Raw genomic sequence first — 7,913 nt, 5'->3', positions numbered from 1 at the left:
CGCAGCGCCTCAGCAACAATCGCCCGACGATCCGGCCCCCCGACCGGCGCAGCACTCTTCTCGCTCAACTCAACCTCTCCGAAAGCTGCGCGAGCAGCTCGTCATCACTCATGTCGTCATAGGCGTCGGTGCTGTCCTGCGTGTCGACCTCGACCAGTTCAGGCAGGATCGTTGCCAGGTATCCGGTCAGTGCCTCGATGGTCGGGTAGTCGAACACCACTGCGGCCGGCAGAGCTTCGCCGAGGCTGTCCGACAGCGACCGCTGCAGGGTGACACTCATCAGCGAATCCATACCGGACTGGAAGAATCCGGCGGTCGGGTCCAGCGCGTGGCGCGACCCCAGACCCATGGCGGCCACGACCTGGTCGATGACGTGTTCGCGAAGCATTTCGCCGCGCTGTTCGGGTTCTGCCTGCGCCAGCGCGCGGCGGAACTCGGTGCTGGTCGCCACCGGTCCGTCAGCCGGTCCGTCGGCGGTCAGCAGGTCGTCGACGATGCGCAGTGCCGCCCGGGTGCGGTAGGCGGCGGCGAGCCGCGGCCAGTCAGCCGCGACCACGGTGTGGCGCACCGCGTTCCGTGCGCCGATCACCAGCGGCAGTGCGCCGATGGCGACCTCGTCCGCCATCGGCTCCAGTCCGGAGTCGACGGTCACCTGTCGTTCGGCATCGGATTGGGTGTCGGTCAACGACTTCCACAGGCCCCAGTTGATCGCGGTGGCCGGCAGCCCGGCTACCCGACGGGCGTAGGCGAACGTGTCCAGGAATGTGGTGGTGGCCGTGTAGTGCGCCAGCCAGCGCGACCCGGTGATGCCCGAGATCGACGAGAACAACACGAAGTAACGCACCGGATGCCGCAGCGACAACTTGTGCAGCACCGCGACCACGTCGAGCTTCGGGCGGAACATGGTGGTGACGTCGTCGTCGGTCATGTCGCGAAGAGTCACCGGGCCACCGGCGAAGGCGGCCACGTGGATGCCTTCCAGCGGCGGCAGGTCGGCGCCGAACCGATCGAACAGCGCGCCCATCGCGGTCTCATCGGCGGCGTCGGCGGGCACCGTCACCAGCGTCGTTCCGCTCGAGGCCAACTCGGCCGCCAACTCGTCGAGCACCGAGCCGGGGCGCCGCGACACCGCGACAATGGTCTTGGCTCCATTGGCTGCCAGCCGGCGCACCAGGTGCGGACCGATGTTTCCGGTCGCGCCGATCACCAGATGGCAACTGCCGCTGTCGAATTCGGCTGGCTCAGCACCGCTGGGACGGCTGCCGATCAGACGCGGCACCCGGCGAAGACCTGCGCGGTAGACGATCTGGTCCTCGTTGTCGGCGGCGTCGGCCTCGGCCAGCAGGTATCCGGCGATCAGCGGTGCGGGCACCGACTCGTCGACGTCGATGACCCGGCCCCAGATCTCGGGGTGCTCCAGGGCCAGGCTGCGGCCCAGCCCCCAGAGCACGGCGTGCGCGGGGTTGGCCCGGTCGCCTTCGCTGACAGGTTGCGCGTTGCGCGTCAGCAGAAAGAGCTTCGCCGGGTTCGACGTCTGCTCCGCCATGGCGGTGGCCAGGCGCCGCGCTGCGTTGAACGCGCCGTAGGCCGGTGCGGCGCTCAGATCGGTCGCGTTGGTTGCCGGCGCGTACAGCACGTGGGTGGCGGTGCCCAGCGCGGCAGCCAGTGCCGCGCGGTCGGTTTCACCTGCCGTGGCGGCCAGCACCGATGCGGCCAGCGCAGTGACACCGCCGCCCTGCATCGCGCCGATCTCGGCACCCAGCTCATCGTCACCGATGACCAGCCAGGACTGCTCGGTGACGGTCTCGACCGGCGCTGCCTCGACGGCCGGCCACGTCAGCTCGCACCACCAGTCGTGCGGCACCGTTCCCGGGTTGCCGGCGGCCGGCTGGGGGGCTGCGCCGGCCGGGACGGTGGGCCGCCGCACGGCCGCCGTCTCGATCCAGTAGCTGCTGTGTTGCCACGGGGTGGCGGGCAGCACCGGGTGCGGCTCGGGCGGGTGCGGGGTCTGCGGCGGTTGGGTGGTGTGCGTGCGATTGAGGTTGGTGTGGAAGCTGACTGCGTCGTCGGCGTCGCGTATCAGGGTTCCGACGCTGTGGTGGTGTCCTTCAAGAGCTTCCACGGTGTCAGCGATCGCGTGCGTGAGAATCGGGTGGGCGCTGACCTCCACGAATGTGGTGTACTCGCCGGCCGCCGCGGCGACCGCATGGGCCAGCAGCGCCGGCTGGCGAACGTTGTTCACCCAGTAGTCGGCGTCCAGGATCGGCATTCCACCGGCGGGCATGGCGGTTTCGGTCACCGTCGAGAAGAACGGGATGGTGGCGACTTCCGGCGTCAGGTCGGCCAGTGCCGCACGCAGCTCGGGCAGGATCGGGTCCATCAGCGCGGTGTGCGAGGCCACTTCCATGTTGACCCGCTTGGCGAACTTGTTCTGGGCGCTGACGGCCGCGATGAGCGCGTCGACGGGCGCAACCGGTCCGGCCACCACGGTCTGCTTCGGCGAGAGGTAGCCCGCCACACTGACGTCCGGGTAGTCGGCCAGCAGCGCCTCGACGGTTTCGGGGTCCAGGTTCAGCAGCGCCACCGCGCCCTGCCCGGCCTGCCGCGACATCAACTGCGAGCGGGCCGCGATGACCCGGAATCCGTCGGCCGGGCTCAGCGCGCCGGCCACCACCGCGGCGGTGACCTCGCCCATCGAGTGCCCGATGACCGCGTCGGGGTGTACCCCGTAAGAGCGCCACAGCTCGGTCAGCGCCAGCTGAAGCCCCATCAGGACAGGCTGTACCTGCGCATCGCCGCTGACGGGTTCACCGGCAGAGATCACCTGCCACAGCGAGAACCCGACGTGCTCGACGAATGCCGGTTCCAGCACAGCCAGCGCCCGAGCGAATGCCGGTTCGTCGGTGAGCAGTTGACGGCCCATGCCGATCCAGTGCGAACCCTGACCGGAGTAGACGAACACGGTGCCGGGGCCGCACGGACCGTCATGCGGGCCGATGACGCCGCACTCCTGGCCGTCGGCCGACGTACCGGCCGCCAACGCCCGCAAGCCCCTGATCGCCGCGCCCCGGTCGCGGGCACACACGGTGCCGAACAGGGGGTGCCGAGCACGGTGGTGATTGAGGGTGTGCGCGACGTCGGGCAGTTCGACACCGGCGCCGTCGCCTTCCAGCCAGTCCGCCAACTCGCCGGCGGTGGCGGCGATCCGCTCCGGGGTCCGCCCGGAGACCACCAGGGTGGTCACCGCCGGATCCACTTCGCGCGCCCTGATTTTGGCGGGCGGCGCCTGCTCGATCACCACGTGAGCGTTGGTGCCACCGAAACCGAAGGATGAGACCCCGGCTCGCCGCGGGTGATCCGACGACGGCCATTCCTGGTTTTCGGCAACGACCTTCAGCCGCATCTGCTCGAACGTGATGTGCGGGTTCGGGGTGTTGAAATGCAGGTTCTTCGGAATCTGCCCACGTTGCACGGCCAGCACCGTCTTGATGAAGCCGACCATGCCGGCGGCCGCCTCGAGATGGCCGAGATTCGACTTGGCGGCGCCGAGCAGCAGCGGCGCCTGGGGTGAACGGCCCCGGCCCAGCACCGTGCCCAGAGCCTTGGCCTCGATGGGATCGCCCAGCAGAGTTCCGGTTCCGTGGGTTTCGACGTAGTCGACTTCCTGCGGGGCGAGACCGGCGTCGGCGTAGGCCGACCGCAGGACCGCCATCTGAGCTGCCGGGTTCGGTGCCAGCAACCCGTTGGAGTGGCCGTCTTGGTTGATCGCCGTGCCGCGCACCACCGCCAGCACGCGGTCACCGTCCTGGCGGGCGTCGGACAGCCGCTTGAGCACCACCACACCGCAGCCCTCGCCGCGAACGAATCCGTCGGCGTCGGCGTCGAAGGCGTGGCACGCGCCGGTCGTCGACAATGCCCCACTCTGGTCGAAGCCCCGGAACACCGCGGGTGACATCAGCAGGTTCACGCCACCGACGATCGCGGTCTCGCACTCCCCGGTCCGCAGGCTCCGGCATGCCAGGTGCAAGGCCACCAGTGAAGACGAGCAGGCGGTGTCCACCGTCACCGACGGGCCGCGCAGGTCCAGGAAATATGACAACCGGTTGGCGATGATGCTCAGTGCGCCACCGGCGTTGCTCCAGGCGTCCACACTGGGCAGGTCGGCGGACGCATGGCAGCCGTACTCGGTGATACTGGCTCCGACGTACACGCCGGTCTGCGAGCGCCGCAACGACGTCGCCGGAATTCCGGCGTGCTCCAAGGCCTCCCACGCCACTTCGAGCAGGAGCCGCTGTTGCGGATCCATCTTGACCGCTTCGCGGCTGGAGATGTCGAAGAACTCGGCGTCGAATGCGGCGATGTCTCGCAGGAATGAACCCCAGCGCGTGGTGCGGGCGATCGCGTTGGTGGTCTCGGCTGACCCGTCGTCGAACGGCGCCCAGCGATCGGCGGGCACCTCGGTCACCGCGTTGCCGCCGTCGAGCAGGAACTGCCACAACGCGTCCGGTGAGTTGATGTCCCCGGGGAACCGGCAACCCAGACCGATCACTGCGATGGGTTCGTCGGTGCCGAAACGCCCGGGCTCGGCGGTTGACTCTTCGTCCGCGGATTCGGGCTCGATGAGGAAGCGGGCCAATTCCGCGAGCGACGGGTGTTGCCAGAGTTCTACCGGGGAGACCTTGCGGCCGAGCACTTCGGACAGCTCGCCGCAGAGCACCACGGCATCGCGGGAACCGACGCCCAGATCGTTGAGCGACGCGTCGAAATCGATGTCCTCGAGACTGCAGCCGATGTTGGTGACCAGATAGTCGGCCAGCCAGTGGCGCAGCGCTTCTTCGTCAAATGCCGCGGTCATGCAGGGAACTCAATTCCCACTAGATCCCGTCCCATCCGGCCGGAGCCGATTCCACGCTGTCGAACAGCTCATCCAACACACTGTCGGCTGACTCGGGCAGCGCACCGTCGGTGGCCGCCGCGTCGTCATCGACATCCTTCTGTGGTACCAGCTTGCCGGTCAGATGCGCCGCCAGGGCTGCCGTAGTCGGGTGATTCCACAGCATGGTGGCCGACAGCTCCATACCGACCAGCTGTTCGATGTCGCGCCGGACCGCCATTGCCATCACGGAATTCAGGCCGAGCTCGGCGAACGGCCGGTCCAGCTGCAGCTCAGCCTCCGACATGCGCAGCTCACGCGCCAGAATGCTGCGCAGTCCGGATTCCAGCTCGCTCAGGATCTCGTCGGCGGGCAGCTGCGCCCAGTCGCGGACCGGTCCGGCGGCCCCGGCGCCAGGGGTGCCCGGCTCGCCTTCGGTCGGCAGCGGCACCATCACGGCCTGAGCGACGTCGTAGTGCTCCACGTGGTCCCAGGCGGCGAAGGCCTCCGCCGGGGTGATGGGCCGCGAGCCCATCCGCTCCAGTTCGTGCAGCACGACGTGCGCCTCGGCCCCGAATCCCAGGCCCTTCCAGGCCACCCAGTCCAGACTGACGCTGTGGCAGCCCAGCTTGTGGCGGGCCCGGGCCAAGCCGTCCAGGTAGGCGTTGGCGCTCGCGTAGGCACCCTGGCCCGGAACCCCGAACACCGCCCCGGCGGCTGCGGTCATGAAGAAGAAGTCCAGGCTGCCGGGTGGGAAGAGTTCGTTCAGCACCTGAGCACCGGCGACCTTGGGCCACATGGTTTCACGCAGCCGCTCGGCCTCGACCTCGGTGAGCAGTTGGCCCTCGGTGACACCGGCGGCGTGGATGATGCCGCGGATCGGCGGGGCGCCGGCGGCGTCACGGCGGGCCAACAGGTCGCTCACCGCAGCCCGGGATCCGACGTCGAGTCCGGCGACGTCGACGGTGACTCCGCGCCGCTCCAACGCCCGGATGGCGGCGATCTTGCGCCGCACACCCTCGTCGAGCTCCTCGGAATCCCAGTCGCGCCGGGGCGGAAGGGCACTGCGGCCGGCCAGCACCAGGCGCCGGGCGCCGCGGTCGGCAAGCCAACCGGCCATCAGCAGGCCAAGTGCTCCCATCCCGCCGGTGATGAGGTAGGCGCTGTCGGGCTGGCACACCATCGGCTCGCGCTGCGGCGGCCCGGAAAGCGCGGTGAACGTCGGCATCAGGAACTGGCCGTCACGCCACACCAGGATGGACTTGGCCGGCGTGCGCAGGACCGCTGACAGGGCCGCGGCTGCATCGGCGGTGGCATCGGCGGGCAGGTCCACCAGCCCGCCGCACAGCTGCGGCTGCTCCGCCCGGACCACACCGGCCATACCCCACAGGCAGCTTTGGCGCACCGCAGCGGCGGAGGCCGCCTCGTGCACGCCGTGGGTGACGATCCACAGGGCCGGCGGGTGGGTGTCGCGATCGGCCAGGGAGGCCACCAGCTCGGCCACGTCGCCGGCCAGCCGCGCCGCGCAGTCCAGGTCCGATTCGTCGGCGGGTCCCGGGTCGGCGACGTAGATGATGTTCTGGGCCTCGCTGATCTGCGCACCGGCGTGACCGACGGCGCTCAGTGCGTCGCGCAGCCGGTCGGCGGCAGCACCGCCACCGACCACCGCCAGTGTTCCCAGCTGACTCGGGGTGTGCAGTTCTGCGTCCCAGGGCTGCCATTCGATGACGTGGGCGATCGAGCTCGGGTCATCAGCGACCGCCGTCAGCGCCGTGTAGCGCAGCCCGTGGATGTCGACGCACCGGACGCCGTCGGCGGTGGTCACGGCGATGTCCACGACGAGGTCGCCCTCGCCGCCGTCGCGCCGGTGCACGGTGACGGTGGCCCGGCCGTCGGCGGGCGCTTCGGCGAACCGGACACACTCGAGTGCCGCGGGCACCATCAGTTCGGGGTTGGCGTCGTCGAGCAGACGGGCGACGTGCAGGGCGGCGTCGAGCGGCGCGACAGTGCCGGACTGGGTGGATTCCACGTCGGCACGCAAGTGGATGGGGGTGGCCTCACCGGAGGTCAGCGACCACTCGAAGGGGCGGCCCGCACTGCCCCAGGTGAGCCACAGTGCGGTCACCGCGTCGTCATCGAAGGTGGTTGCGCCCGAGCCGGTGGTAAGCGGGGAATCGGAAGCGGGCCCGACAGATTCGTCGCGCTGCGTGATGCGGGCACTGAGGTGCTTGACCCAGCGGTCGTCGTCGGAGACCGCCTTCGACGACACCGTCACCGATTCGCCGTCGGCGACCACCTGAATGGTCCGCGGCCGGTCGACGATGATCGGGTGTTCGAACCGGATCTCGCTCACCGCGCAATCACCGCCGGCTTCGAACGCGGCCTCCGACAGGGTCGCCAGCAGCACCGATGCCGGGACCAGCTCCACACCGTTGTTGGTGTGGGTGCCCGGGTAGGGCTTGGTCTCCGGCGAGAGCCGGGCCTGCCACAGGTGAACAGTCGGAGTGCCACCGATCTTGATGTGGGTGCCGAGCAGCAGACCCGGACGTGGCGCGGATTCCGCTGCGGTGATGGCGCCTTCGGCGACAAACCAGTGGTGGGTGTGCCGCCACGGGGTGGTCGGCAGCTCCGGGTGGGGCCCGGGCGGGTGCGGCAGTTCGCGAGGACTCACCGGATGCGCGCCGTTGAGATGCTGATGGAAGACGACGGTGTCATCGCCGTCGCGCACCAACGTGGGGACGCTGCAGTGCGGCACCGCGTCCAGGATCTCGTCGATGGTGTGGGTCAAGATCGGGTGGGGACTGATCTCGATGAAAGTGCCGTACTTATCCCCCGCGGCGGCGACCGCCTGGTTCACCCGGGCGGGTTGGCGCACGTTGTCGGCCCAGTAGCCGGCGTCGAGCACCGGGGTGGGTCCGAGCGGATCGACCACGGTGGACAGGAACGGGATCTGCGGTATCTGTGGGGTGATGTCGGCCAGTTGGGTGCGCAGTTCGTCAAGGATCGGATCCATGAACGCGGTGTGGGAGGCCACCTCCAT

The 7,913-nt window shown here is 69.5% G+C and carries 2 protein-coding genes; both read right to left on the bottom strand.

Going from position 1 to position 7,913, the window contains the following annotated elements; all coding sequences use genetic code 11:
* Positions 1-64: 64 nt before the first annotated feature.
* Positions 65-4,855, bottom strand: coding sequence for a type I polyketide synthase (locus tag AWC18_RS17360; protein ID WP_064997309.1), 4,791 nt, complete (start codon positions 4,853-4,855; stop codon positions 65-67).
* A 19-nt stretch (positions 4,856-4,874) separates the two neighbouring features.
* Positions 4,875-7,913, bottom strand: a 3,039-nt coding sequence (locus AWC18_RS17355) for a KR domain-containing protein (RefSeq protein ID WP_085139541.1), incomplete at its 5' end; no start/stop codon positions are given.

This window comes from Mycolicibacter nonchromogenicus (assembly GCF_002101775.1).
Lineage (GTDB): Bacteria > Actinomycetota > Actinomycetes > Mycobacteriales > Mycobacteriaceae > Mycobacterium > Mycobacterium nonchromogenicum.
This window is presented reverse-complemented; position numbering and strand designations above follow the sequence as displayed.